The sequence below is a fragment of the Catonella sp. genome (assembly GCF_052169795.1).
In the GTDB taxonomy this organism is placed as follows: Bacteria; Bacillota; Clostridia; order Lachnospirales; family Lachnospiraceae; genus Catonella.
In genome coordinates this window covers 1-25,029 of the sequence record NZ_JBQNBU010000001.1, presented here as the reverse complement: position 1 = coordinate 25,029, position 25,029 = coordinate 1, and the positions used below count along the sequence as shown (strand labels likewise).

At 37.6% G+C, this 25,029-nt stretch carries 17 protein-coding genes, 1 tRNA gene and 1 pseudogene; all 19 read right to left on the bottom strand.

The genetic code is table 11. The features are described 5' to 3' along the window. Positions 1–12: 12 nt before the first annotated feature. Positions 13–1,251 (bottom strand): NAD(P)/FAD-dependent oxidoreductase, encoded by a 1,239-nt coding sequence (locus ACTTKP_RS00095; RefSeq protein ID WP_442551869.1) that lies wholly within the window; start codon positions 1,249–1,251, stop codon positions 13–15. Continuing rightward, positions 1,244–1,771, bottom strand: a complete 528-nt coding sequence (locus ACTTKP_RS00090) for a hypothetical protein (RefSeq protein ID WP_442551868.1) — start codon at positions 1,769–1,771, stop codon at positions 1,244–1,246. Before ACTTKP_RS00090 ends, ACTTKP_RS00095 begins: the two co-directional genes overlap by 8 nt. A 54-nt stretch (positions 1,772–1,825) precedes the next feature. Beyond that, complete coding sequence (locus ACTTKP_RS00085; protein ID WP_442551867.1) at positions 1,826–2,308, bottom strand: CinA family protein; 483 nt, start codon at positions 2,306–2,308, stop codon at positions 1,826–1,828. Positions 2,309–2,322: 14 nt separating this feature from the next. After that, positions 2,323–2,862 carry a CDP-diacylglycerol--glycerol-3-phosphate 3-phosphatidyltransferase gene (gene pgsA, locus ACTTKP_RS00080; protein WP_442551866.1) on the bottom strand — a complete coding sequence of 180 codons (540 nt, stop codon included), beginning with the start codon at positions 2,860–2,862 and terminating at the stop codon, positions 2,323–2,325. A 12-nt stretch (positions 2,863–2,874) separates the two neighbouring features. Continuing rightward, positions 2,875–4,269 carry a 30S ribosomal protein S12 methylthiotransferase RimO gene (rimO, locus tag ACTTKP_RS00075; RefSeq protein ID WP_442551865.1) on the bottom strand — a complete coding sequence of 465 codons (1,395 nt, stop codon included), beginning with the start codon at positions 4,267–4,269 and terminating at the stop codon, positions 2,875–2,877. Positions 4,270–4,282: 13 nt separating this feature from the next. Further along, a complete protein-coding gene (locus tag ACTTKP_RS00070) occupies positions 4,283–4,768 on the bottom strand; it encodes an LURP-one-related/scramblase family protein (protein WP_442551864.1) in 486 nt (161 codons plus the stop codon). 287 nt (positions 4,769–5,055) lie between these two features. Next, positions 5,056–6,243, bottom strand: a complete 1,188-nt coding sequence (locus tag ACTTKP_RS00065; protein ID WP_442551863.1) for a glycosyltransferase family 4 protein — start codon at positions 6,241–6,243, stop codon at positions 5,056–5,058. Between the two features lie 160 nt (positions 6,244–6,403). Continuing rightward, positions 6,404–6,500 (bottom strand) — tRNA-Sec (locus ACTTKP_RS00060). A gap of 45 nt (positions 6,501–6,545) precedes the next feature. Beyond that, entirely contained in the window at positions 6,546–6,782 is a 237-nt protein-coding gene (locus tag ACTTKP_RS00055; RefSeq protein ID WP_442551862.1) for a DUF3343 domain-containing protein, read from the bottom strand. Positions 6,783–6,791: 9 nt separating this feature from the next. Next, on the bottom strand, positions 6,792–7,388 hold the full coding sequence (yedF, locus tag ACTTKP_RS00050; protein WP_442551861.1) for a sulfurtransferase-like selenium metabolism protein YedF: 597 nt from the start codon (positions 7,386–7,388) through the stop codon (positions 6,792–6,794). Positions 7,389–7,502: 114 nt separating this feature from the next. Next, a complete protein-coding gene (locus ACTTKP_RS00045; protein WP_442551860.1) occupies positions 7,503–8,639 on the bottom strand; it encodes an aminotransferase class V-fold PLP-dependent enzyme in 1,137 nt (378 codons plus the stop codon). 1 nt (position 8,640) lies between these two features. After that, complete coding sequence (locus tag ACTTKP_RS00040) at positions 8,641–9,954, bottom strand: replication-associated recombination protein A (RefSeq protein ID WP_442551859.1); 1,314 nt, start codon at positions 9,952–9,954, stop codon at positions 8,641–8,643. Continuing rightward, on the bottom strand, positions 9,954–11,243 hold the full coding sequence (gene clpX, locus ACTTKP_RS00035) for an ATP-dependent Clp protease ATP-binding subunit ClpX (RefSeq protein ID WP_442551858.1): 1,290 nt from the start codon (positions 11,241–11,243) through the stop codon (positions 9,954–9,956). Before clpX ends, ACTTKP_RS00040 begins: the two co-directional genes overlap by 1 nt. 16 nt (positions 11,244–11,259) lie before the next feature. Continuing rightward, positions 11,260–11,844: an ATP-dependent Clp endopeptidase proteolytic subunit ClpP gene (gene clpP / locus ACTTKP_RS00030; RefSeq protein WP_442551857.1), complete on the bottom strand. Its 585-nt coding sequence runs from the start codon at positions 11,842–11,844 to the stop codon at positions 11,260–11,262. Positions 11,845–11,863: 19 nt separating this feature from the next. Beyond that, positions 11,864–13,222, bottom strand: a complete 1,359-nt coding sequence (gene tig / locus ACTTKP_RS00025; RefSeq protein WP_442551856.1) for a trigger factor — start codon at positions 13,220–13,222, stop codon at positions 11,864–11,866. An 86-nt stretch (positions 13,223–13,308) separates the two neighbouring features. Next, complete coding sequence (gene pulA, locus ACTTKP_RS00020) at positions 13,309–19,905, bottom strand: type I pullulanase (protein WP_442551855.1); 6,597 nt, start codon at positions 19,903–19,905, stop codon at positions 13,309–13,311. A gap of 414 nt (positions 19,906–20,319) precedes the next feature. Beyond that, the gene (locus tag ACTTKP_RS00015; RefSeq protein ID WP_442551854.1) at positions 20,320–23,721 is read right to left on the bottom strand and encodes an InlB B-repeat-containing protein; all 3,402 of its coding nucleotides are present in this window, start codon (positions 23,719–23,721) and stop codon (positions 20,320–20,322) included. 32 nt (positions 23,722–23,753) lie between these two features. After that, positions 23,754–24,536: a hypothetical protein gene (locus ACTTKP_RS00010; RefSeq protein ID WP_442551853.1), complete on the bottom strand. Its 783-nt coding sequence runs from the start codon at positions 24,534–24,536 to the stop codon at positions 23,754–23,756. Positions 24,537–24,804: 268 nt separating this feature from the next. Further along, positions 24,805–25,029, bottom strand: a pseudogene (locus tag ACTTKP_RS00005) (hypothetical protein); the annotation flags it as partial.

Here is a 25,029-nt window from a genome sequence, read left to right as displayed (position 1 = left end):
CTCCGTTTTATATTATTCTAATACATTACTCCCTGCTACAGCTCCTGTTGACCAGGCAATCTGTAAATTGAAACCTCCCGTAAGAGCATCCACATCCAATACTTCGCCCGCAAAGTAAAGTCCCTTTATTTTCTTGGACTCCATTGTTTTTGGATTAATCTCCTTAACTGAAACGCCACCTTTAGTAATAACCGCTTCTTCATATCCTTTAAGACCTGTTACTTGCAGGGTAAAATGCTTGAGTAAATCTATTATAACACTTCTTTCTACTTTAGTTAAGATCCCTGCCTTTTTTTCTACATTAATTCCTGTCCTTTCTAAAAAAACAGGAATCAGACTCTTCGGCAAAAGTTTATCAAGTGCATTTTTCAGTTCTTTTGCTTTAAACTCATTAAAATCTCTTAAAAGTCTTGTGTCTAATTCTTCCTCAGAAAGCGCAGGCTTTAAATCTATATTCAGAATTCCACCATCTGTATAAAACAAATCTCCTGCTATACTGCTTACAGAAAGTATCAGCGGTCCGCTTACACCATTTCTTGTAAAAAGCATTTCTCCCAGTTCATCAAACAGAGTCTTTTTACCATTTTTTACACTGACCCTTACATTTTTTAAGGAAAGCCCTTCTAAGTCTTTGATAAATTTTTCTTTTACAAGCAAAGCTACCAGACTTGGTCTTAATTCTTTTATTTCATGCCCTGCCTGTTTTGCAAATTCATATCCGTCTCCTGTTGAACCCGTAGATTTATAAGACAGTCCTCCTGTAGCTACTATTACCTTATCAGCTTCTACAACCTTACCATCCCTTAGCTTGATTCCAATTATCTTTGTTCCGTCTTCATCAACCACAAGCGACTCTACCGGTGTATTGTAACGCACCCTCACCCCTTCCTGTTCCATTGCCTTATCCAGTGCCTTAATTACATCTGAAGAACGGTCACTTACAGGAAATACCCTGTTCCCCCTTTCTATCTTTACAGGACAGCCAAGAGTTTCAAAAAACTTAATCACATCCTCACTCGTAAAAGTTGAGTAAGCACTATACATAAATTTAGGGTTGCGGATGGTATTTTTTATAAGTTCTGTATTTTCTACGGCATTAGTAATATTACATCTACCTTTGCCTGTAATATAAATCTTCTTGCCTGTTTTTGCATTTTTTTCAAATACAATAACTTCATTCCCATTCTTTGCCGCAAATACAGCCGCCATACTTCCTGCTGCCCCTGCTCCAATAACTAAAACTTTACTCATCTGCCATAAACGGCTTTTCCTCAGACAACTTAAGCTGTTCTGAAATATAAGCCTCTCCATTCAATTTAAAATATATTTTTTTGTATGCCTCAAAATTATCCAAAATACTATATGAAATACACTCTAAAATCATTGTCTCTGATACTCTATTTTTCTTTCCAAAAGGATGTTTTTTGTCTGCCACTTTAAAATTTATAGTGATAGACTTACCTTCCTTTAGCAAATCTGCCTCCACATCATCTATCAAATCATCCAATTCCAACATAACCGACTCAAACATAGCATCCACATCCATATTATCGCCATCTATACTCTTTGGCACAACCTGTTCATCTTCAATAGTATACAGTGTAAATTTCTTATCAGCAACACTGGCAGTACCGGATTTTAAAGAAATTCCTTCAACAGGAATACTGTTAGAAACCATATCATCTACAGCCTTTTCTTTTTTGCTGCATGAAGTTATAAAAATCATCATAATAAGACAGCAGACAAAAGTGCCTTTACATATTTTAAACATAAAAACCTCCTTTCCTAACAGCTGTAGCTATAGAATAGGGGGTTTTATTGTCAATTATATGGCAGATAAAATAATTTTTAATGCTTCTTCAACTGTCTTATTTCTAATTTCAGTCCTGTCTCCATCAAACTGAAAATGATAAGACCTTTTAGCAAGCCGTCCTATTGCTTTATCACGCCTGCAAAGCCCTATATACACAGTTCCTACCGGCTTCTTCTTACTTCCGCCAAGAGGACCTGCAATACCTGATACAGCCACTGCCATATCTGCATCAGCCTTATTCAAGGCTCCCTCAGCCATCTCTTCCACCACTTCAGCACTTACTACACCGAACTCTCTTATACTCTCTTCTCTTACACCAAGCAACCTTACTTTAGCCTCATTTGCATAGGTAATATAACCTTCATTAAAACAGCCTGATGCCCCTGAAACATCTATAATTCTTGCCGCAATAAGTCCTCCCGTACAGGACTCCGCCGTTGTAATAGTAAGATTTTTTGCCAGTAGATTCTTAACCGCTTCTTCTTCAAGTGTCATTATTTTATTTCCTTTTATTTTGTTTCCCTTAGAACATCTTTATTTTTTATTATATAATCTGCTAAAGAAATAATTGTAAGTGCCAACGAAGCCCATATAAGTATGTCTTCAATGAGCTGCCAAATTGGATGTATGAAATGAAAAATAAGCATAACACTCATAACCATTTGGAATACTGTCTTAAGTTTTCCCCAATAACCTGCTGCAATTACTATTCCTTTATCAGCAGCCACAAGTCTGAAACCACTTATGATAAACTCACGGCTCAAAATTACAATTACCATCCAAGCCGGCATAAGCCCCTTAGCCATAAAGCAGATTAATGCAGACTGTACCAATAGCTTATCCGCTAACGGATCCATAAATTTCCCAAAATTAGTAACCAGATTATAACGCCTTGCAATCTTTCCATCCACAAGATCTGAAAGTGAAGCTATTATAAATATCACTCCTGCAATAACCTCATTGTATGGAATTTCCTTAATTAACATACATGCCACAAAAAAAGGTATTGTAAGCATCCTAAATACCGTAATCTTATTAGGCAGATTCATCCTCCATTCCTCCTAAACCAGAATTCCGAACAAGTCATATTCATTTGAGCCGGTAATCTCAACATCCACAAATTCTCCTGACAAAATTTCATACTCAGATTCAAAAAATACCTGTCCATCCACATCAGGAGCATCCATATATGTTCTGCCAATATATACTTTTTTACCATACTCTCTCGCTCTTACTAAAGCCTCAATGCTTTCTTCATTTACAGAATCATCGGATAGCATCCCTTCTACAAGCACTTCGTAAATCTGACCTATTCTGCTCTCAGCTTTTTCAGCTGAAATCTCTTGCTGAAGTTCCATAATTTCATTTCTTCGGGCTATTTTTACATCCTCATCTACCTGATTTGCCATTTCTGCTGCAGGCGTACCTTCCTCTGCGGAATAAGTAAATACTCCAAGCCTGTCAAATTCCATTTCATCTACAAAATTAAACAGTTCCTTGAAGTCTTCCTCTGTTTCACCGGGAAAGCCTGTAATAAGAGTGGTTCTAAGTGCAATATCCGGAATTTCCTTACGAAGTTTTGCAATCTTCTCCCTAATTTCAGCCTGGTTTGTCCTTCTTGCCATTCGCTTAAGTATAGAATCAGAGCTGTGCTGTATAGGCATATCTATATAATGACAGACTTTTTTCTCATTTTTTATAGCCTGAATAATTTCATCTGTAATCTCTTCCGGATAACAGTATAACAGTCTTATCCATTCAATTCCACTAATTTTTGATAATTCATGTAATAAATCAGGTAAAGCTTTTTTCCCATATATGTCCACTCCATATAAAGTAGTTTCCTGCGCAACCAGGATAAGTTCCTTTGTGCCCATATTTGCAAGGTTTTCAGCCTCTTTTAAAATTGTTTCCATAGGTAAACTTCTGAAATTTCCACGAATATACGGGATGATACAGTAAGTACAACGCTTATTACAGCCTTCTGCTATTTTTATATAAGATGACATTTCACCTGCAGGTACAAGCCTGTGCTCTTCTCCTCCTGCAAGTCGGTCAAGTTCTTCTATATACAGCTGTTTTTTTTCTGCATCCTTTTTAAACTTTATCTCCTCTATAGCTTTCACTATACTGTCATAGGCAGTTGTACCTATGACAGCATCTGCCTCAGGAAGCTCATCCGTAATCATCGACTGATACCTTTGTGCAAGACAGCCTGTCACAACAAGTCCCTTCAGTTTACCTTCTTCTTTAAGTCTGCCTATCTCAATTATTGTATTGATACTTTCTTCCTTTGCATCTCCAATAAAGCAGCAACTATTTACTACTCCATAATCCGCCTCATAAAGCTCATCTGTAATCTCATAACCTGCCTTGTTTAAAAGTCCAAGCATAATTTCGGAATCTACAAGATTTTTATCACAGCCAAGTGAAACTAAATATATTTTTTCTGCCATTTATTCTCCAATTCTAATTGTTTTCTTCCCCATCTTTTATATTATCTACCGCTATTAAAAGTGCAATCAATGCTTCTTCAAATTCAGCATCAATTACACGAATAACATAGGTATCACCCCAAGCCAAAAATTGTTTACTTATATTACCTACCTCTATTCCGTTATTAAATACTCCAAAATCCATATCCCAAAAACTACCTTCAAGCCTAAGAGAATAATCATCCGAAAATATATCAATAGATTTTTTAAAAATTGTAAAATTCTGTTTAATTACAGCTGACTTTCCATTGCTGAAATCCACTGTAAACTTCGGCATAAAAGTAAGTACCTGTCTGTTTATTACAAAGGCCTCTGTTCCATCCATACGACTCACATGAACAGTATTTCCTATAAGTCTGAAATCCTGATCCACACGATAAACCGGATTCTGATTTGCATCCATAACATCATAATGGTCTGTTATTTTAAAAACTTTCTGCTTTATATATAATTCGTACATATCAATCTCCTCCTTAAAGAAACATCTATGAATTATTCTATGATGCCGTTATCAAGCATATTCAATACTCTTATGACAGTATATAATAAAATGATAATATAATCAAATATCGAAAAAAAACATATAATACTTTCATAGATTTTATCTATAAATAAACATTAGCTATATGATTAAACAATTTTACAAATACCATATTATAATGTATTATAATATCATCTCTGGTTCACACAATACCATCATATGTGAATAATAAAAAGCAGGCATCTGGGAACCTGCTTTTTTTATTTTTACTCTAGAACTTTCTTCAAAATATTCTCCCAAGAAAGATTTAACACACTTGCGGCATCAGCCTCAGAACCATCTTCCATGGCTTCCGAAATAGTTCCTGCTAATCGCTCTTCAAAATCAGGCAGTTCCTCTTTAACAGGTTCATCCATGTTTTTTAATGTAGGTAACTTTACATATCTTATATTGGCATTAGATACATTTTTAGTAAAAAAATCTCTCACTCCCGGAAGTTCAGTTACTACCACCTTCATTCCACAAGCTAACGCCTCTATAACTACAAGTGGGATGGCATCAAAAAATGAAGGCAGTACAAAAATATCATTTTCTCTATATTTTTCAGCAACTTCATAAGGATTAAGCCTTCCTGTAAAATTTATCTTATATTTGCATTTTTCTGCCATGTCCTTAATAATTTCATATTCTTCTATATTTCCTGCTCCGCCGACCAGAGTAAGCTCCAACTCATCTTTAGGATATTCTAAGGCTTCAAGGCTTCTTATCAGGCTCATTACTCCCTTTTTCTCTGCTATTTTCCCGGTAAAAAGCAGGCGTTTTACACTGCTGCCCTCTCTTCTTCCATCAATATTAAAAATATTCTGATTATATCCGATTCCAACAAGTGTAATTTTATCAGATTCTACTCCGTATGTTCTTACAACTTCTTTTGCCTGAGCTTCCTGTGGAGCAAAGATTCTATCTAATTTTCTGATATTATTTATAATAAATTCTCGTTCTAAATCATGTTTTCCCATCTGCCTTAAATCTGTATTATGACAGAAACCATACACCTTAAGTTCAGGAAATCTCTCTCTTACAATGCTTGTAAGTAAGTACAGATGATGACAGAGTATAATATCCGGCTTAATTTCATTTACCGCCCTGTCAATAACCGTTAAAAATTCTCTCTTGAATTTTTCTTCCATATCCTCCATCATATCACAATATCTCGTACTCTCATACGGCATTTCATCAGACATACCGAAAATATTAAAAGGCAGTCCTTCAGAACGAAAATATACCGGATAAAACTTAGCTTCTTCAGGCAAGTTTATACTATCTTCTTTATACACTCCTGCCACAACTCCCTGAATATGCCCCTCTTCAGCAAGTACCCTAACTAATTCCGTAAGATAAATTCCACTTCCTGTTGACATCGGCTTCTGAGCTATAATACTTAAAATTTTCATACTTCTCCTTAAATAGTCTTTGCTTACACATTTTGTTATACACTGCACATAAATCAAATATTTCTTATTGTAAAAAATTTCTGTATTAATTTTCCAACTAACTGTAAAAAAGGATGCTGCACTTGGCAGCATCCTAAAACGGATATTCTCCGATATATTCTGGCGAAGGCGTGTGAGAATCGAACTCACCCGGGACGCAAACGCGCCCTACACTGGTTTTGAAGACCAGGAGGCACACCAGTTACCTAACCGCCCCCAAAGGACAACATGAGTATTATATATCTTTTTTCATCTTCTGTCAATTATATTAGGCAATAATGTATAGCCTGTTCCTTAAGTCCCACCAATTCAAGAACCTCTCTAATTCTATTCTCATTCTCAGGAGCAGAACACCAGGCAAGTCCACAGCCTGCGGAGATTACTTTTGGCACCGGAATCATCCTTCCCCCAACTTCATATTCTCCACACACCGCTTCCATCTTCATTGCATCTGTTGTATTGCTAAATGTAACTACTATCTTAGGTTCTTTCGCTCTCATCAATACCTCTTAAGGACGAATAATACTGCCTGAATCAGCCATAGTCTGAGCAATATCATACATATTTGATACCTGCCCCACACTGAGCTTGTCTGCTATTCCATAGAAATTAAGACAGGTGCCGCAAGTCATTATATTCACTCCTGCTTTCTCAAGGTTCTTTAGGTCTTCCAAAGAGGCTGAGCCTTCCACTGTAAGATATGCACCACCATTATAAAATATTATATTGTCAGGAACAGGAGTTACATTTGTAAGAGCAAAAATATATGCTTTCATCAAATTTTTACCAAGTTCATCATCTCCACTTCCCATTGTAGAACCGGAAATAACTATTGTAGTAGGACCCGACTTCTTTTCACTGTCATTCTTTACCTCATTAGTTTCAGTCTTAACTTCAATCCTAACTACAAACTCTTCCTCCGACTTTTTCTCGCTTGCAGCATTAAAATTACTTTTTGCTGCAAGTTTTAGCAGGTTCTGAACTGCCGTCTCATTATCAACTATTACTTCAACAATGCCTTCCTCTGTAAATTCTTCAATGGCTTTTTTTGCTGTTACTACAGGCAATGGGCAAGCCATTCCCCTACAATCCAATTTCTTCTCCATAACTGCCTCCATACATTTTTTATCTATATAAAGTCTATCATTTTCAAAGAGATTAGTCTAATAGACTATTACTATAAAATAGCTTTATTATAGTAATTTTCTATCAAATACCTCTTATTCCTCAGCCAGTATCTTCACTGCATTAATCGCCTCGTCAATCTCTTCTTCAGTATTAAAATGTGAAAAACTGAATCTTACGGCCCCCTGATCCACTGTTCCAAGTGCTTTATGCATAAGAGGTGCACAATGTCCACCCGACCTTACAGCTATCTCAAATCTTTCAAAAAGTTCATCACTTACAGCTCCGGATTCATAATCGGAAAGATTTAGTGAAACTATCGGGCAACGGTCTTTTGCCTCAAAATCTCCATATATTTTGATTCCCTTAATGTGCTTTACTCCATTATAAAATCTCCACATAAGAGCTATCTCCCTATCATGAATTTTCTGCATTCCAAACTTATTTATATAATCAATTGCCGCATCAAGTCCGGCTATACCATGTCCGTTAAGAGTACCTGCTTCAAGCCTTGTAGGCATTTCTAACGGCTGATGTTCATTATATGTTTGAACTCCTGTGCCTCCTGAAAGATAGGGTCTAACATCCACTCCTGTCCTTACATAGATACCGCCTGTTCCCTGAGGTCCCAAAAGTCCTTTGTGTCCCGTAAAGCAAAGGATGTCTATATTAAGATCCTGTACATCTGTCTTAAATACTCCTGCTGTCTGTGATGCATCTACAATAAAAAGAAGTCCATGTTTTTTTGCAATTTCACCAACTTTTTTTATATCGACAAGATTCCCTGTAAGATTAGATCCTGCCGTTGTAATTATAGCCTTTGTATTGGACTTTATAAGACTTTCAAATTCTTTATAGCAAGGTCTTCCAAGTTCATCAGCTCCAACAAACGAAAGTTCCACACCGTCATCACGCATCTGATAGAGAGGACGAAGGACTGAATTATGCTCAAGGCAGGTTGAAATTACTGCATCTCCTTTTTTTAGTATACCCTTTATAACTATATTTAAGCTCTCGGTAGCATTCATAGTAAATACTATATTTGACGGACCTTCTGCATTAAAGAACTTAGCCAGCTTCATCCTTGTAGAAAAAACTGTTCTGGAAGCCCCGAGTGAAGCTGAATGTGTACCTCTTTCAGCATTACCAAGTGTTGTAAGAGCATTTGTTACAGCCTCTACCACCTCTTGAGGCTTCACCCTTGTTGTCGCTGCATTATCTAAGTAAATCATCTCAGTCCTCCCTATATTTTCTAATTTCTTCAAGTCTTGCCTTAAATTCTTTTTCCATCCCCATGCCACATGGCTCATAATAATGCCTATCTGCAAGTACTTCAGGAAGGCATTTCATCTTAGTTATCTTTTCTTCATAATTATGTGCATATTGATAGCCTTTACCATAGTCAAGTTCAGCCATAAGTTTTGTCGGAGCATTTCGTATATGAAGTGGTACAGGTGCTGAAAATGTATTTGCCACATCATCCCTAGCCTTAAAATATCCCGCTTCCATCGCATTTGATTTAGGAGCTAATGCCATATAGGTGACAGCTTCCATCAAATTTACACTGCACTCCGGCATTCCAATATAATGGCAGGCCTGATATGCGGCTACAGCCAGAGGTAAAGCCTGAATATCCGCAAGCCCTACATCTTCACTTGCAAACCTTATGACTCTCCTTGCTATGTAAAGAGGCTCTTCTCCCGCCTCAAGCATCCTAACCAGCCAGTATATAGCCGCATCAGGGTCGGAATTTCTCATAGATTTATGCAAGGCTGAAATCAAATTATAATGCTCTTCACCATTTTTATCATAGAGCAAGGCTTTCTTACCGGTACACTGTTCAACTATTTCCTTTGTAACTACAGTTTTTTCTTTGGTAAATTCCCCATTGTTTATAGCCATTTCAAGGGTATTGAGTGCAGTTCTCGCATCTCCGTTTGAAAATAAAGCTATAGCATGTACCAAGTCATCAGCTATTTCTACATTCAGCATTCCAAAGCCTTTTTTATCCTTCAATGCCCTTGTTAAAAGTTTGGCAATATCTTCCGAAGTAAGCTGTTTTAGCACAAACACCTTACATCTTGACAGCAACGCCGCATTAATCTCAAAAGAAGGATTTTCAGTTGTTGCCCCGATTAGGATAATACTTCCTCTTTCAACAAAAGGAAGGAAGGCATCCTGCTGAGCCTTATTAAAGCGGTGAATCTCATCTACAAATAAGACTGTCCTCATCCCAAGCCTTCTGGTTTCTTCAGCCTTAGCCATTACCTCTTTAATTTCCTTAATTCCACTGGTAACAGCACTGAAATTAATAAATTCCGAATGCGTTTTAGCTGCAATTATACCTGCCAGAGTAGTTTTTCCTACTCCAGGCGGTCCCCAAAATATCATAGACGATATATTATCGTTTTCTATTAGCCTTCTTAATAGTTTACCTTCGCCTATTAAATGTTCCTGACCCGCAAATGCAGAAAACTCCTCCGGCCTTAACCTGTCAGCCAAAGGAGTTACATTACGGCCTGTGTCAAAAAAAGACATCTGTTCCATTATGCTATTTCGCCTTTATTACTTGTTTTTTTCTTAAAACTTATTCCTTTTCTAGGAGGTTTATCCTCAGAATAAATAACCTGCGGTTTCTCTTCACCCTTTACAGCTGCCGCAGTAACAATACATTTAACTGCCTTTTCCTCAGATGGAATGGTAAACATAGTATCAAGCATAGTCTTCTCCATTATAGCTCTAAGACCTCTTGCACCTGTTTTCCTTTCAGCAGACTGCTTTGCTACCTCTCTTATCGCATCTTCTTCGAATACAAGTTCTACACCATCAAACTCAAGAAGCTTCTTATACTGCTTAATCATAGCATTTTTGGGTTCAGTAACTATTCGCATAAGTGCATCTTCATCAAGCAAATCAAGTGCAACTACTATAGGTACTCTGCCTATGAACTCAGGTATCATTCCGAATTTCACAAAATCCTGTGGAGCTATCTGTTTAAGTATTTCAGAAATATTCTTTTTAGACTTATCCTCAACCTCTCCACCAAAACCTATTGATTTTCTATCAATTCTGGATTCAATTATTTTTTCAATTCCATCAAAAGCTCCTCCACAGATAAACAAAATATCCTTAGTATCTATCTGCAAAAACTCCTGATGCGGATGCTTTCTTCCACCTTGAGGTGGTACTGAAGCTACCGTGCCTTCAAGCATCTTAAGCAGAGCCTGCTGCACGCCCTCTCCCGATACATCTCTTGTAATGGAAGTATTTTCAGACTTTCTTGTAATCTTATCTATTTCATCAATATAAATTATGCCATGTTCTGCCCTATCAATATCATATTCTGCAGACTGGATAAGCTTCAAAAGTACATTTTCAACATCCTCACCCACATAACCTGCTTCTGTAAGAGTTGTTGCATCAGCAATAGCAAAAGGCACATTTAACAGCTTCGCCAAGGTTTGGGCAAGATAAGTCTTGCCCGAACCTGTAGGTCCCACCATTACTATATTGCTCTTCTGAAGTTCAACATCCAAACTCTTTCCCATAGAAACTCTTTTATAATGATTATAAACTGCTACGGCAAGAGCTTTTTTGGCATCATCCTGTCCTATTACATACTGATCCAAAAAATCTTTAATCTGTTCAGGCTTATAGAGGTTAAATCCTGCAGCATCCTCATCCATTTCAAATTCTTCTTCAATAATTTCTGAACAAAGGCTAATGCATTCATCACAGATATAAACTCCCTGTCCCGCAATAAGTTTTCTAACCTGATCCTGCGGTTTTCCACAAAAAGAGCACTTTAATTTGCCCTGTTCATTACTCTTTGCCATCTATAATCCCTCGATTCTATGCTCTCTTGCTAACTATTTCATCAATAATACCATAAGCCTTAGCCTCTTCTGCTGTCATAAAATTATCACGCTCTGTATCTCTTTCAATCTCTTCTATCGGCTTTCCTGTATTAGCTGCAAGCATTTCATTTAACTTGTGGCGTGTCTTAATAATATTATCTGCAACAATCTTAATATCCGAAGCCTGTCCTCTTGCACCGCCTGAAGGTTGATGAATCATAATTTCTGAATTAGGGAGTGCAAACCTCTTTCCCTTCGCACCACCTGCAAGAAGGAAAGCTCCCATACTTGCTGCAAGCCCCATACAAATAGTTGAAACATCACATTTAATATAATTCATAGTATCATAAATTGCCATCCCCGCTGTAACAGAGCCACCGGGACTATTTATATAGAGATGAATATCCTTAGACGGATCTTCTGCTTCAAGGAAAAGTAGCTGTGCTATTACAATATTAGCAGAATAATCCGTTACTTCTTCACCCAAAAATATAATCCTGTCTTTCAGAAGTCTGGAATAGATATCATACTGCCTTTCTCCTTGGCTAGTCTGTTCAATGACATAAGGAGTTAAACTCATACCTTACCTCCAATACTATTTATTCTTCAGTTGTCTCTTCTTTCTTCTTTCTTGGCTTTCTTGCAGCCTTCTTTGGAGCTTCATTCTCTTCAGATTCTACTGCTGCATCTCTGATGAAATCAACTGCCTTAGATACTGCAAGATCAGTCATCATGCTCTTCTTCTCTTCTTCTCCGATAGACTCTTTAAGTTTCTCTATTTCAATATTGTAAGCCTTTGACATTTCCTCAAGTTCTTTGTTAAAGTCTTCCTCAGAAGCCTCAATATTCTCAGCCTTAACAACCGCTTCAAGCACAAGTCTGCTCTGAATTCTCTTAAGAGCCTGTGGTCTGAGATTCTCCATAAATGTGTCAGGACTCATTCCTGTAAACTGGAAATACTGCTCAGGGCTAAGTCCCTGCTGACGGATTCTGTTAGCAAAGTCCTGTGCCATCTGGCGAGTCTGTGACTCTATCATAGCTTCAGGAATATCCATTTTAGCTGACTCAATTACTTTATCAATGGCAGCTTCTTCTTTTGCACTCTTAGCTGTATTAGCTTTACGCTCAGAAACTCTCTTTGTAAGAGCCTCTTTATACTCAGCTACTGTATTATATTCACTTACATCCTGTACAAAATCATCATCTAACTCAGGAAGTTCCTTACGCTTAATCTCCTTAAGGGCTACCTTGAATACAGCCGGTTTTCCTGCAAGAGCCTTTGCATGATACTCTTCAGGGAAAGTAACATTTACATCAAACTCATCATTAACTTTATGTCCGACAATCTGATCTTCAAAGCCTTCAATAAAAGCATGTGAACCAAGTGTAAGAGGATAATTCTCACTCTTTCCGCCCTCAAACTGCTCACCATCCACATAGCCGTCAAAATCAATAACGGTCTCATCACCATTTACTGCAGCACCATCTTCAACTTTGATGGTTCTGGCATTTTTATTTCTGTCAATATCAATTTCATTATTAAGTTCCTCTTCTGAAACTTCCGTATCAGCCTTAGGAACCTGAACTCCCTTATATTCTCCAAGCTCAACCTCAGGCTTAGTTGCAACTGTTGCTGTAAATATAAAAGGTTTACCTTTTTCAATCTGTGTTACTTCTATTTCCGGCTGTGAAACTATCTCTAAACCGCTTTCATTAGCTGCATCCTCATAAGCTGCACCGATAATTTCATTAGCTGCATCTTCAAAAAATACTTCCGCACCATACATTTTTTCAATCATAGCAAGAGGTGCTTTTCCCTTACGGAATCCAGGAACAGCAATTCTGTTCTTCTGCTTATGATATACCTTGTTAATTGCTGCATCTAATTCTTTTGCTTCTCTTTCAATGGTAAGCTTTACCATATTTTTCTGTTCTAAGTTCTCAATCTGTACACTCATGTTTTATTATATCCTCCTTAAATTATAGCTAAATATATGCTATGACAGTATATCATTATATCATAGAGGCTTTGAAATTACAATAGTTACGGTTGTAAAGTCTTTTTATCTTCTTTTTTCCTGTGTGTCAGTTTTCCGACAATCACAAATTTTCCCAACTTAGAAGTCTTAAACTTTAGTTTCTTTTCCTTTTTATCATATTTTGCCTTTATTATATCTCCACTCTTTACATCCATCACATAAATGTTTTTTGAAGGTTTTTTCAGCTTAACAGATAAGGAAATATCTATTTTGTCATCATTTTTGAACAGTTTATCAAGACTGGTTTTGCCTGTTTTTACACTGATTTTAAAAACCTTATTACTTAGTAAAGTGGTTTTCTTCAGATTTTTCTTTAAATCCTTAGAAGTTTTTTCTTTTACACTGTCTACTTTTACTGACACAATGAGCGGTTTTACAGTTTCTTTAAAAATTGAAACTAACGAATCTTTATTTACGGAAACTTCAACCTTTTGAACCTTAATTTTAAGCCTTGCATCTTCTTCTTTCAAAAGCTCTTCAATCTTCTTTTCGGAAACTTTCGCCTTCTCCTTCTTTGAAGAATCCACAATAATCTCAGCAATTTTCTTTGTTTTTTCTACAACTGTAGTCGTATCTTCAGAAGGGGAAGTTTTTGCATTATCAAGCTTTGTCTTATTTATTTCAGACTTATTTTGCTCATTTCTCGAGGAATCAGATGCTCCGTTACCACCTCCGGAAGATGAATTGCTGCCGAAATTTTTTGTCTCATTCCTGCCATAAGACGGATTGCTGTCGGAATTATTTGAGCCATTTCCTCCATTAGACGGATTGCTGCCGGAATTATTTGAGCCATTTCCTCCATTAGACGGATTACTGCCGGAATTATTTGAGCCATTTCCTCCGTTAGACGAATTGTTTTCTGAATTTTTATTTTTTGCTTCTTTATAACTTCCATCTAAATAAACATCATTTAATAAGTCATCTCGATTTGCTATTACTCTCACAAAGACGGTAAACGGCTTAGTAATATTTAAATCCTTCTTATTGAAACTCGCTGTTGTTTCAGTTATTGGTACAATCTTCTCGGCAAGAACCTTATTTCCATCATATAGTCTTACAGAAATCTCCTTTGCTCCTGCCTTTAAAGCATTCTTCCATGTTAAGGTTACCACTCCGTTTTTTTCTTCATAGACAGGACTTTCCACTTCTCCCACTTCCGTTCTCGTATCTGAAAGGTCTGTAAGGGTGAAGCTTACTCCCTCGCTTCTTTCCGGTGCTTTATCACTAAGTACCCAAACCGAAGCAGTCATGTCCTTCGAAGTAATATTCACTTTATCATTTTGAACGGTAACGGTATTTCCTGTAAGAACATCCTTTAAAACATCGCCATTCTTAAAACCGTAACGATAGAGTTTTGCAAGTTCAATACTCTTACTTCCTCCCTTGTTACTGTTGTTTAACACAACAACGGCTCTATTTCCTTTTCCATAACGGGCATAAGCAATATACTGATTATCCTTATGGGACTGAATTTCCTCGAAAGCTCCGTAAACAAAGGCATCCTTATTCGCTTTTCTGGTTGCAATAAGAGTTTTGTGATCCCTGAACATTTCTTTTCCGGCAGAACTCCAGGTATTTACATCCCAGTTGAAAGTTCCCCTATTATGAGGATCCTTATCTCTCTTACCTATTGTACCGATTTCATCTCCATAATAAACCATAGGTACTCCCGGATAAGTCATCTGGAGGGCTGTTGCAATTTCCATCATAGCATCATTATTTGCTCCCACAAATTCCCTGTTTGCAATCCTCGCCTGATCATGTGTTGAAAGAGAGTTTGTTCCGCTTAAAACAGTCTGATATGGGAAATTTTTCACATAGTTTCTTGTGAACTTACCAATATCGGCAACGCTCATTCCACCCTTGTTATCAAGACTCTGGTCACCTAAATATTTATTTTTGCTGCTATTATGAAGAAACGGCATTAAAAATCCGCCATAATTCATCTTCGAATCCCAAGCCTTGCCATAATACCAACGGTTATCATTTTCCCAAAATTCACCTAAGATATAAGCATCGTTCTTCGTTTTTCTTACTTCTTCTCTAAACCCTTTCCAAATATCAAGGTTTGCCTTCCTCTGTTCTTCATCATTCTGATTAGCTTTATAATCCAATAATAAATTATACTTATAATCTCTAGGTCTTGTATTAACATCCTCCGCCGCATCAAGTCTCCAGCCTGCAATATTATAAGGAGCTTTCAAATAACGCTTTGCAATCGCATCATTTCCCTTATAAATGAGATTTTTCACCTCTTCTTTACTGTAATTAAGCTTTGCAAGATTTGAGTATCCATGCCAGGCATAGAAGTCAATTGCCTTTCCATCACTATCTTTATAGCCATTCTTCTCATAAAAATAGTAGTTTTCTTTATGTTTCTTAAACAGTTCACCCTCAGTACTTGTATGGTTGAAAACTCCATCCAGTACAAGGTTGATATCATTTGCTTTAGCATCTTTACTAAGGTCTGCAAGGGCATTATTTCCACCGAAATTCTTGTCCACATGGTCATAATCGTCCGCATCATATTTATGGTCACTTCCGGATTGGAAAATAGGCATTAGATAAAGAGAATCCACACCGAGATACTTAAAATATGGAATTGCCTCCCTCACACCTATTAAATCTCCTCCGAAGAACTGATTATTCCAAATCTTATCACTTTCCTCACCGTTAAACACTTCGCTTCCCCAAGAGGAAATTTCCGATGGATTGCCAAACTGCGAAACATCTTTTGACACACGGTTATTCTTACTGTCACCATCCCTAAAACGGTCTACCATAATCTGATAGAATACGGACTCTTTCGCCCAGTTCGGAGTCTTAAAGTCAGGCACAATGGAGAAACCGTGGTCTATGCCGCCGCCTTGTAAAGTCGGCTTATTATTTGTAATTCCCCTGTTATTCTCTCCTGCTCCGCCACTTATCCAGGCACTTTTCGTTCCATTAATTACCTCAAAATTATAATATTTCGTACTTGAACTTGCAGGAATTACTCCTTCCCAGAACTCAATTTTAGAATTATCATAATTTCTTGAAGTATAAAAATTACTATCTGCAATTTTTGTCATTACAACTGTTTTTGTCTGCTTATCCGCCTCATCATAATAATGCACATTTGCAGACTTAATTTCATCCTTTGCTGCTCTGAATCTTACCTTCACAGGCTCTGTCGAGCTTGGCTCAAGCGGTTCCATATAATCTGTACTCTGATCTGCAAACAAATCATCCCATTTTATATCATCAGCCTTTGCTTCTTCATCAAAGAGAATCATAAAGCTGCTGGAAGGAAGATTTAAGGCACTTTCCAAGTTACCATACTCATCTTTTTGGCTCACCTCTCTAAAGTTTGCCTCATGTAAACCTTTATCATCAAGAACAACCTTCCATTTATTCCCCGGTACCTTAGGCAGCCAAGTGATGTTTTTATCTTCCGTAGATCCGTTATAAATTACAACAATATTCTGCCACTTATCTCCACCTGCATTATTCTTTAAATGATTGTAAATCAAACCATCTTGACTCATCAGTTTGTCTACCTGCTGGTGACCTCGAATCTCTTCAGCAGAAGTCATTCTGAATGCCGGATGTTCTTTCCTTAGCTTAATCAGCCCTTTGTAAAACTCAAATACCGGTTTAAATTTTGCCTTATCCGACCAGTAAATGGCATTTGTAGTATCATCACTCTTATAACTGTTATGATCTCCCTGCTTTGTTCTAAGAATTTCAGAACCACCTTGAAAAAACGGAATTCCCTGTGAAGTAAGCACAAAGCCGCTTGCAAGAAGGGTTTTCTTAACTCTCCAGTCTGCCAACGGATCCGCTGCTAACGATTTCCCATCGAGATCTTTTCTATATCCCTTATCCGCAACATTTAAGTCCGCCTTCTCTATCTGATCCCAAATAGCATAATTATCATGTGCCTCAACATAGTTAATAATCAAGCCGGGATCACTTACCGTTCCATTAATAGATCCTTTCAAGCCCTCCTGTACCTTACCTGAATTATCTCCGTTTATTGCACCATGAACAAAGCCCCTGCCAGGATCATTATTTCCTCTCAATGCATCTCTGTAAGTATCATTAAAGGCTGCAATTCCCGTCCTGTTTTTCTTTGTCTGCTCTCCTTCCGGAAGCGGCGAATCTGCTGCTTTCCAAGGCTCACCATATACAATAATCGAAGGATCAATCTGCCTTGCCTTCTCCTGTACCTGATGCATTGTAGTGTGGTCGATGAGTGCCATAAGGTCAAAACGAAGTCCATCCACCTTATAATTATTTACCCACATCAGATTTGAGTCCACAACAAACTTACGAACCATAGGTCTTTCCGTAGCTACCTCATTTCCACAGCCGGAACCGTCCGTAAACTTTCCTTCTTCATTACTTCTAAAGTAATAGTTCGGCACGATTTTATCCATATTTGCAGTAGAATACATATGGTTATAAACCTTGTCAAGTACCACTCTGATATTCTTTTTATGAAGTGCCTGTACCATAGTTCTGAACTCTTTAATTACAAGAGTAGGATCATTTGGATTTGTAGAATAACTGCCCTCCAAAGCATTATAATTCTGTGGATCATACCCCCAGTTTCTGTTAAAATCTTTACCGTTTGACTTCTTTGCATCAAAGGTATGATTTCCGTCCTCTTCAATAGAGGCAATATCATAAACCGGAAGAAGGTGAACATGGGTCACTCCGAGTTCTTCCAAATGGTCTAAGCCCGTTTTAACCTCCACCCCGTTTCCTGTGTACCTTGTTCCACTTTGTGCTACTCCAAGGAATTTACCTTTGTATGCAGCGTTTCCGTTCCAACTGTCATGTATCGTAAAATCTCTTACATGCATCTCATATAAAATGGAATCTTCCGGATTTTTCAACTCCGGTCTAACCTCATTTTCCCAATTATCCGGTTGTAATTCTGAAGAATTAATATCGACAACATAACCTTTTTTTCCATTCAACCCTGTTGCAATCGCATAAGGATCTACAGCATAAGTCACCCTGTCTTTAATTGTAAAACTTGCCGCATCTTCATCTCTTTCTTTAAAAGATAAGCGGTACAGATAATACTTCTTATCCACATCCGTTTTATTTACCGTAATATGATAAGTTCCACTTGCACTATCATGCATCATCGCATAAGTTCCGCTTGGACTTTCCTCTGCCGTAGAAATATCTCCATAGGTTAAAAGCTCTACCTGGTGAGCAGTCGGTGCCCATACTCGGAAATTTACCTTATCTCCCTCATACCTTACTCCCATATCTCCGCTAAAGGTATAGCCGTCAAGTACATTTCTTAAAAGCACTTTACGAGGTTTTGTAAATGTTGTATTTGCCTTTACTTCCCATACTGCCCTTGGATCAAAGGTTGCTGCAAGATTGCCTGTATTAAAAATCACCTTTGTTCCTTCTACACTTGTAGTAATACCATCTTGTTTTACCCCATCGGAATAAAGTTCAAACTGAACCCCATCTACCGGTGCTTCGGTTAAATAAGCTCTTATTTCGTCTTTCGAATCCATCACTGCTGATTTAATCCTAGGACCTGAAACTGAAAATGCCTCCTTTATTGAAGTATAGACTTTCTCATCGTCTTTAATTAAATAAACATTTTTTACTCCTGCCGGAATTTCATAAGCCGGTGTCTGTTCCGCCCAATCATTTCCACCTACTTTTCTTCTTACAATCACTTTCTTTCCGGCTTCTACAAAAGCAACTTTTCCTAAATCCGTTGTCTTATTTTCAAGAAAACTTACCTGCTTGTCCGGATCCATCGGGAATACCCAATAATTCCAGCCGTCATAATTTCCGTCCTGTTTTAAGAAATGCACCGAAACTTCATTCGCATTTCCTGCCTGCTTTACAGTAATTTCCTTTTTCCCTACCTTACTTGTTTCACCGGCTTTGTATGCTTTTATTATAATCTTCGTATCTACCGGCACAGTATCTGAAACTTCCAAACGATTTTCTGAAAGGGTAACACCGCTCGGATTTCCCTCAAGTTCCCAAGTTAAATCATCAATTAATTCAATGTTCTTCTTCTCATCTATCTTTACTGCAACCAATTCAACAGGATGATTACTTGTCACCTCAGTATCGGATGCTTTAATTGTAAAATCCGCATCTGTCACAGCCGGTGCTACATGCCATTCAAAGCTGTCATTTTCATTGTCCTTGTTATATCCAACCCCGTTCATCCATTCCGGATTATTATCTTTATATATTACAAATTTATATGAACATTTTTTATTCTGCTCATACTCTTCTTTTGTTTTAGGTCTTCCCAGATCATCCATAGAAATGGAAGTTATCATCTTCCATACACTATCTTCATCTTCTTTCCATGTGAGTTTATATTTTTCACCTTGCTCCTGCGGTTTCCAGTTATTAAAATCTCCTGCAACAAAACCATGAGAATAGCCGTCCGCTTTTACCTTAAAAGTTACCTTATTTTGCTCATAATTTAGTTCACAGCTTCCCCATTTCCCATTCGCCTTTGCCTTCTCCACCCATGGTATTTGAAAAAGTGTCACCAAGAGTGTGAAAACTAAAACTAAAGATAAACTCCTCATATACCTTTTTCCCTGTTTCAACATAAATACCTCCTTGCAAAAAAGTTTCGTTATTTTTCGTAATAATTTGCCCTAGAATCGCAAATAAATACTGAAAATTTAATAAATATTTTCGATACCCCTCTAAAACTCCTTGTCATTTTACCACAATTTTATTAGTTTTTGAATAGGTTAATCGTACTTTTTTATATTTTTCCAGTGGTTTTTCGTTATTTTTTGAGGTACTCATTCCCCTTTTCGAAAATTTTACGAAATTTTATATTAATTTTCGTCATTGTTCTCCTTTAAGCATTAAGACTTTCAGAAAAATATTTCATTATATAAAAACAGACGGCAATCATATGATATAATAATCAATGTTTACCGTCTGTTTCATCCTATTATTCTAAAATTCCCTCTGTATTTTACCCCTCTATACAGAATTTTTTAAAAGCTACATTATTTTGACTCTTTTTTATATCCTATACCAAAGTCAGCCAATCTGCCTGCCGTAAATACAACGGCAGAGTTTTCCCCGTCATAATACGAGCCTTTAATCTTCCTTACTTTTCCTTTTTTATCAACATATACGGCATATAATCCGTCCGCTTTTTCGTTTTTATTAAGTGTGTAAGGAATGAAAGCTGTTATTTTTCCTTTTCCGAGGCTTGTTATCTTTTTCTTTCCCTTTAAATAACTTAGGCTTATGGCAAGGACAGGTCTTTTTCCTATCTGCTTTTTAGCCTGTTTGGAAAGCTTTTTAACAGGAGAGATACTTAATACAATACCTCCCTTACTCTTTTTCTTTATCTCGGAAACGGCTTTTTTATCAAACACCGTTTTTGAAATAGGACTGTCTATGGTAAGGCTGCTAACTTCTTCATTTACAATTTTTTCTAAAGCATTTCCGGTAAGATTTACCTTTACTTTATTAGTACCCTTTGGCATATCTACCTTTAATTCAAGAGCTATTTTATCTGCTTTCTTACCGTTTTTCAGGACTTCTTCTTTTGCCTTTTTAATAGCATTTTCTATTACCTTTTCGGAAATTTTGGCAGTTGCTGTTTTATTTTTTCCTTTTTTTGCTTCTATGCTAATTTCCGCTTTTGCAGGTACGGAGATTTTATCGGAGTCTGCCGTTTCATTCTTATCATCTTTAGAAACTTTATTTTCTTCTTTAGGTGATGTTCCGTCTGATGATGATTCTCCTGATGTTGTTCCGCCTGATGTTGTTCCTCCTGATGCTGTTCCGCCTGATGTTGTTCCTCCTGATGCTGTTCCGCCTGATGTTGTTCCTCCTGATGTTGTTCCACCTGATGTTGTTCCACCTGATGAGCCACCTGAGTAACCGCCACCGTTTGCACTGTAATTAGCTCTTACTGTAACCGCCTTTGCAGGCATTGTAAAGCTTGTTGTTTTTGATGAGGCATTTGCAAAAACTACTCCGTCTGAGCCTGTCCAGTTTGTAAATGTATAACCTGACCTGTCATTTGCCGTTATATTAACTTTCTGTCCCTCGCTGTACTTGCCGCTTCCTGTTCCGTCAACTACATTTACTTCATAGACTGCATCTACAATTTTCAGTACACCTTTTTCGTATGTGACCATGTAGTTGTTTGCTACATCTTCATTGTTTGAATTTTTAAGTTCACCGCCACTTACTGTTATCTCGTACTCGCCTGTATAGTTTGTATCTGCTACACTTGCTGCAAAATCAGGATTCTTAAAGTTATCTCCGTTTGCAAGGCTTTTATCTACTTCTTTCTTGTTGTAGGTAAATTCCGGTCTATTTTCGCCTTTTACTACCTGCTTATCTTCTGCTTTTACGGTTATTTTTCTCTTATTTACGGTAACAGTTACACTTCTTTCTGCTTCGTTGTAAGTAGAGTTCCCTTCCTTTTTAGCTGTAACAGTAACTTTTCCTGCTCCTATAATTGTTGCCTTATTTCCTTCTATTTTAAGCACTCCGTTATTAGCAGGCACGCTGTAAGTTATTTTTCCGTTTCCACTTCCGCCTGTAACAGATAAGATAAATTTGCTGTCTCCGTAAGTCTTATCAGGAATTGATGCAAACAAAAGTGGAGCCTGACTTTGCTTCCTTGTATCTATGTTTTTAACAGCACTTTCAGCGTTGTAATTAGTATCTCTTTCATACTCCGCTTTAATTTCGTACGCTTTTTCTTCTACATTCTCCCATTTATAAGAAGCTTTCCCATCTTCCAATGCTACTGTATCAAGAACTGTAAAACTTCCGCCGTCTTTATACGAAAATTTTACATTTCCACTCGGTTTAACAGTACCGTTTGCTCCTGTTATTTCTGCAAAAAGTGTAACTACTTTATTTCCCGACTCTACCGATATATTTGCTGTAAGATTTATAGTAGGATTTGCCTTTGAAACTGTAACCGTAACATTCTTTTTCTTATCTATGTCTGCAATTGCTTCATAGTTTTTAAGTGTTTTTTCACTTGGAGTAAATACTACTTCATAGCCTGTATTATTTACCGTAGGAATGATATTTCCGTCTTTCCAAGCAAAAGTGCCGTACTCTGTGCTTCCGCCTGTAAGATTGCTTTCGGATAATTTCTGTCCGTAGGTCAGATTACTTGCATCCGGGAAGGTAAGAGCCGGTGCAGCAGCTTTTGCTATCGTTATTTTAAGTTCTGCACTTGTTTCGTTATAGTTCTTATCTTCTGCCTTAACAGCCTTAACCGTTACCTCTCCTGCTCCTATAATTCTTGCAGTAGAGCCGTTTATGGAGAGTACACCATTATTTGCAGGTGCAGTGAAAGTTACTGCTCCTTCTCCGCTTCCGCCTGTTGTTGTCAAATTAAAATCATTATCGTCATATTTTTTGCCTGAAACATCTGTAATGCTAAATGCTGCCTGATTAGCTTTTTTGATTTCAAAGCCTGCTTTGGCAGATGCAGCATTTTTGGTTTCGGTTTCTGCTATATCAGCCTTTACCCAGTATTTACCTGCATTTTTAGGTACTTTGCCATCACTTACCGCACCGCTGTTAGCATTAGTAGTCTTAACAGTGCAGGTTTCATCTGTAAAATATTCGTAGGTTAGTGTTCCGCCACCTGTATTTCCTGTTACTGTCGGTTCTTTGGCATTTTCCCCAAAAGTCCAGTCCTCAAGCTTTACCGTAAATGCAAGTGTGGTTTTTTTCTCAAAAACCGCCTTAATTTCTACATCGCTTTCAGGCATAGTGAATTTATTATTTGTACTTATCTGTAAATCTCTTGGAGATACTGCTTGCCAGCCTTTAAAGTAATTACCTCTGTCCGGGGTAGGGGTAAGCATAATTTCCGTACCCTTTAGGGCTTCCTCCGGATTAGCTTCCGCCATTCCATTGCCGATATTTGCTATAGTGGTACGGTGGATTTTCTTAATCTCAACTTCTGCCGCTTCGCTTGCAAAGCTATTTTCTGTTGGAGCTATTCTTACTAAATATTTGCCCGGTGCAATACCCTCCGTTTTACTTTCCGTACACGGCTTCCAATCGTTTGAAGAAGAAAGTGTATACTCCATATTATCTGTAGTGCCTGTGATTTTACCGTCATTTTTCCCATAATTGGCTTCGTCCGCTCCGTTTACTGCCGTCATAACAGGGCGGGTAGGGATAGGTAAACTCTGATTTTCACTTTCAAAAAAGCTGTCATCTTCCTTTGCCTTTATAGATAAGGTTTTAGAAAGCCACTGCTCTTTTATGTCGATTTTTCCCTCAGTCGGTTTGTCTATATCTTCCTTGTGGGTATCAAATCGGATTAGGTACGAAATAGCGGCATCAAGATTTGTAAGTTTTTCCGCTCTATAGTCTATGGCGGCGGTAGGGGTAGGATAGTGTTTATCCATAAGCTTTCCGCTTCCTGTTATATCGTTTCCGCTTATTTCACTGCCTTTTTTTTCTTTATCTTGCCGTTATTTTCTAAAGTGCCGTTGTTTTCTAATTTCGCACTATGATTCAGCTCAAGGGTTTTCCCCTGCGGAATGGTTAATTTACTGCCGCTTGGAATTTCAAGGGTGTCTCCGCCACCCACACTAAAATCATACAATAATTCCTGTTCGCCATAGACCTTGCCGCTTGTGCCTTTAAATATGATTCCTTTCCAGTTAGCTTCATCTGAAGTATCAGAAATACTATTAGCTTTGATTAAGGCTTTGCCGTCAGCTCCTGTACGAAAGCTTCCTGTCGCTCCGCCATCACCTGCGCCGATGCCCGCTCCGAACCGAGAGTTTGCAATTACTTCGCCACCCGTTATCTTTATACTGCCGCCATCTTTATCCTCACTTCCTCCGATACCTGCATTGTAATCGCTTGTTGTGGCAGCTATTTTACCTGTATTTTCTGTGAGCATATCGGTCTGTGCGTATATAGTTAAAGAATTTCCGGCAGATACATCTATTCCTTTTTTTGCTGTAAGTGCCGCCTTATCCGCCAAAATCAGATGGACATTTCCCGTTACCGTAATTCTGTCATTTATTGTAACAGCCTCTTTTACCACATACCATTTAGGATTTAAATCAGAGCTGCCCTCTCCTAAAGCCGTCATAGTATCCCTCACATCTTCTGCGGATACTGTTTTTATTTCTTTTTCATCCCTGTCATAATACTCTACACTCGCCACTATATCAGCAAAGGCTTCCACCCTTATCTGGGTAAATATCACTGAAAAGGCTATAAGGCAGGCTATTACAGCCCGTACCCCCCCCCCCTAAAAATTTTTACATTACTGCTTTGAGTATACATTTTGTTACCTCCTGTTTTTAGAAAATTTCTTGTCGCTATTATTATGGTACAAGTGACATCCATATCATTATATAATAAATATTTTAAATTAAAAACTACGAAAAATGTCATTTTAGATGACATAATTCGTAGTTGACAAATTGATTGAAATGTGCTTATTCTGAAATTTCATCCAATACAGCTTAAATCTAAACCAATGACAAGGTTTTTGCCTCAATAATCTCCTTAACTTCTTCCACATCCTTATCTATTGTTTCTGCTATCTCTTCTACTGTAAAGCCCTTATTGTACATTTTAATGATAATTCCTGCTTCTCCTTCTGCTATTCCTTCTACTATTCCTTCCGCTCTTCCTTCTACTATTCCTTCCGCTCTTCCTTCTACTATTCCTTTCGCTATTCCTTCTGCTATTCC